Origin of the sequence: Streptococcus sp. 4155 (assembly GCF_013276695.1) — a bacterium.
Classification (GTDB): Bacteria; Bacillota; Bacilli; order Lactobacillales; family Streptococcaceae; genus Streptococcus; species Streptococcus pseudopneumoniae.
Window position 1 is genome coordinate 14565 of sequence record NZ_VMLM01000072.1, and the last position, 3820, is coordinate 18384.

At 41.6% G+C, this 3820-nt stretch carries 3 protein-coding genes; 1 reads left to right on the forward strand and 2 read right to left on the reverse strand.

Going from position 1 to position 3820, the window contains the following annotated elements; all coding sequences use genetic code 11:
* Positions 1-20 precede the first annotated feature (20 nt).
* Positions 21-1082: a DNA polymerase IV gene (gene dinB / locus HT715_RS08985; RefSeq protein WP_000904576.1), complete on the reverse strand. Its 1062-nt coding sequence runs from the start codon at positions 1080-1082 to the stop codon at positions 21-23.
* Between the two features lie 186 nt (positions 1083-1268).
* Here dinB and pflB point away from each other — a divergent pair, with 186 nt between their 5' ends.
* Positions 1269-3593: a formate C-acetyltransferase gene (pflB, locus tag HT715_RS08990; protein ID WP_054393251.1), complete on the forward strand. Its 2325-nt coding sequence runs from the start codon at positions 1269-1271 to the stop codon at positions 3591-3593.
* 33 nt (positions 3594-3626) lie between these two features.
* On the opposite strand, the gene HT715_RS11680 is transcribed toward pflB, so the two are convergent.
* On the reverse strand, positions 3627-3820 hold a 194-nt coding region (locus HT715_RS11680), incomplete at its 5' end, for a hypothetical protein (protein ID WP_205380763.1).

Below are 3820 nucleotides of genomic sequence, written 5' to 3' on the forward strand. Positions count from 1 at the left end.
TCTTTGATTTTCATTGAGTTTCAAAATCCAGTCACGGTAATCCCCAGCAGGCGGACACCTCTTTCTTTCTCGCTTAATTCTTCATAGAGTTGTAGGGCTATTTGGCTTATCTGGCTAGCATCCTGTGTTTTTTGAGCTAGACTTTTTCGTTTAGTGAGAGTTGAAAAGTCCTCGTAGCGGATTTTCAAAATGACAATTTTTCCAGATTTTTCTTGTTGACTGAGATTGAGAGCGACTCTTTCTGATAGAAGAGTCAGCTCTTTTTTGATATCTTCCTCGGCACGGAGAATCTTCCCATAGGTTTTCTCCTTCCCGATTGACTTACGGATGCGATTGGATTTGACTGGGGAATTGTGGATGCCACGAGCCTTTCGATAAAGGTCATAACCCAGTCTACCAAAACGATCTATTAGGGTCACTTCAGGGACTTCAAGTAGGTCAGCGCCAGTAAAAACGCCCATTTGATGAAGACGTTCTACAGTCTTTTTTCCTACTCCATGAAACTTGGAAATATCCATTTGTTTGAGGAAATCCTCAGCTTGGTCAGGTAGAATCACTGTCAAACCATGTGGTTTTTGATAATCACTGGCCATTTTAGCCAAGAATTTGTTGTAAGAAACGCCAGCAGAAGCAGTTAGATGGAGTTCTTGCCAGATATCCTCTTGAATGAGGCGAGCAATTTTGACCGCTGACTTGATCCCGAGTTTATTTTCTGTCACATCCAAATAGGCTTCGTCAATGCTCATGGGTTCTATTAAATCTGTATAGCGCTTAAAGATAGCTCGAATCTGGAGTCCCACAGCTTTGTATTTCTCATAATTCCCCGAGATGAAGACGGCCTGGGGACAACGCTCATAGGCTTCCTTAGAGCTCATGGCTGAATGGATACCAAAAGCTCGTGCCTCATAGCTACAGGTAGAAACGACTCCCCGCCCACCTGTTTGCCGAGGGTCACTGCCGATAATGACAGGTTTTCCTCTGAGTTTAGGATTATCTCTGATTTCCACCGCAGCAAAAAAGGCATCCATGTCAATATGGATGATTTTTCTTGACAAATCATTTAACAAAGGAAAAATCAACATGCCTAGCCCCCTTTTTACCGCTTATTTTCTTTTATTATACCCTNNTGAAATAAAATATAGACTGTTTTAGAAAAGAAAGTGTAAAAATAGGGATTTTCCACTTGTTGAAATCGGTTACTGTATGGTATACTTGTCTCATGAATGTAACAGATGGTTGTTACTAGAAAGAAAAAAGAGGACATTAACATGGTTGTTAAAACAGTTGTTGAAGCACAAGATATTTTTGACAAAGCTTGGGAAGGCTTCAAAGGCGTAGATTGGAAAGAAAAAGCAAGTGTATCACGCTTCGTACAAGCTAACTACACACCTTACGATGGAGACGAAAGCTTCCTTGCAGGACCAACAGAACGTTCACTTCACATCAAAAAAATTGTAGAAGAAACGAAGGCTCACTACGAAGAAACTCGTTTCCCAATGGACACTCGTCCAACATCTATCGCTGATATCCCAGCAGGATTTATCGATAAAGAAAATGAAGTTATCTTCGGTATCCAAAACGATGAACTCTTCAAATTGAACTTCATGCCAAAAGGTGGTATCCGTATGGCTGAAACAACTTTGAAAGAAAATGGATACGAACCAGATCCAGCTGTTCACGAAATCTTTACTAAATACGTAACAACAGTTAACGACGGTATCTTCCGTGCCTACACTTCAAACATTCGTCGCGCACGTCACGCACACACTGTAACTGGTCTTCCAGATGCATACTCACGCGGACGTATCATCGGTGTTTACGCACGTCTTGCTCTTTACGGTGCAGACTACTTGATGCAAGAAAAAGTAAACGACTGGAATGCAATCGAAGAAATTGATGAAGAAACAATCCGTCTTCGTGAAGAAATCAACCTTCAATACCAAGCATTGCAACAAGTTGTTCGCTTGGGTGACCTTTACGGAGTTGATGTTCGCAAACCAGCGATGAACGTTAAAGAAGCGATCCAATGGGTTAACGTCGCCTTCATGTCTGTCTGCCGTGTTATCAACGGTGCTGCTACATCTCTAGGACGTGTACCAATCGTTTTGGACATCTTTGCAGAACGTGACCTTGCTCGTGGTACATTTACTGAATCAGAAATCCAAGAATTCGTTGATGATTTCGTTATGAAACTTCGTACAGTTAAATTTGCTCGGACAAAAGCTTACGACCAATTGTACTCAGGTGACCCAACTTTCATCACAACTTCTATGGCTGGTATGGGTAACGACGGTCGTCACCGTGTTACTAAGATGGACTACCGTTTCTTGAACACTCTTGACAACATCGGTAACTCTCCAGAACCAAACTTGACAGTTCTTTGGACTGATAAATTGCCATACAACTTCCGCCGCTACTGTATGCACATGAGCCACAAACACTCTTCTATCCAATACGAAGGTGTAACAACAATGGCTAAAGACGGATATGGTGAAATGAGTTGTATCTCATGCTGTGTGTCTCCACTTGACCCAGAAAATGAAGAACAACGCCACAACATCCAGTACTTCGGTGCGCGTGTAAACGTATTGAAAGCCCTTCTTACTGGTTTGAACGGTGGTTACGACGATGTTCACAAAGACTACAAAGTATTTGACATCGAACCAATCCGTGACGAAGTTCTTGAATTTGAATCAGTTAAAGCTAACTTTGAAAAATCTCTTGACTGGTTGACTGACACTTACGTAGATGCCTTGAACATCATTCACTACATGACTGATAAATACAACTACGAAGCTGTTCAAATGGCCTTCTTGCCAACTAAACAACGTGCCAACATGGGATTCGGTATCTGTGGATTTGCCAACACTGTTGACACATTGTCAGCTATTAAGTACGCTACAGTTAAACCAATCCGTGACGAAAATGGCTATATCTACGATTACGAAACAATCGGTGAATACCCACGTTGGGGTGAAGATGACCCACGTTCAAACGAATTGGCAGAATGGTTGATCGAAGCTTACACTACTCGTCTACGTAGCCACAAACTTTACAAAGACGCAGAAGCTACTGTATCACTTTTGACAATCACATCTAACGTTGCTTACTCTAAACAAACTGGTAACTCACCAGTCCACAAAGGTGTATACCTCAACGAAGATGGTTCTGTGAACTTGTCTAAACTTGAATTCTTCTCACCAGGTGCTAACCCATCTAACAAAGCTAAAGGTGGATGGTTGCAAAACTTGAATTCACTTTCTAGCCTTGACTTTAGTTATGCAGCTGATGGTATCTCATTGACTACACAAGTATCACCTCGCGCTCTTGGTAAGACTCGTGACGAACAAGTTGATAACTTGGTAACAATCCTTGATGGTTACTTCGAAAACGGTGGACAACACGTTAACTTGAACGTTATGGACTTGAACGATGTTTACGAAAAGATTATGTCAGGTGAAGACGTTATCGTACGTATCTCTGGATACTGTGTAAACACTAAATACCTCACTCCAGAACAAAAAACTGAATTGACACAACGTGTCTTCCACGAAGTTCTTTCAATGGATGATGCCTTGGATGCATTGAGCTAATCAAGTTCTTGAATAATGAAAAGGAACCCTCGGTCAGTCGACTGAGGGTTTTGTGCTTGGGGATAGTGTGAGCAATTCCTTCGGCGCAATATGCAATGTTTTTGGAAAGGAATAGTGGACCGAATCTGAAATAGCCCGCTGAAACGTTTCAAACAGTGCTAGAAATTGACTGGAATTCAAAGATACTTGTTGAGTTGGGGGGATTTGAAAATAATCCTCAATGAAAA

Bases quoted from the DNA above. Each gene is read 5' to 3' on its own strand.
- dinB (WP_000904576.1), bottom strand. From the start codon at position 1,082: ATGTTGATTTTTCCTTTGTTAAATGATTTGTCAAGAAAAATCATCCAT.
- pflB (WP_054393251.1), top strand. From the start codon at position 1,269: ATGGTTGTTAAAACAGTTGTTGAAGCACAAGATATTTTTGACAAAGCT.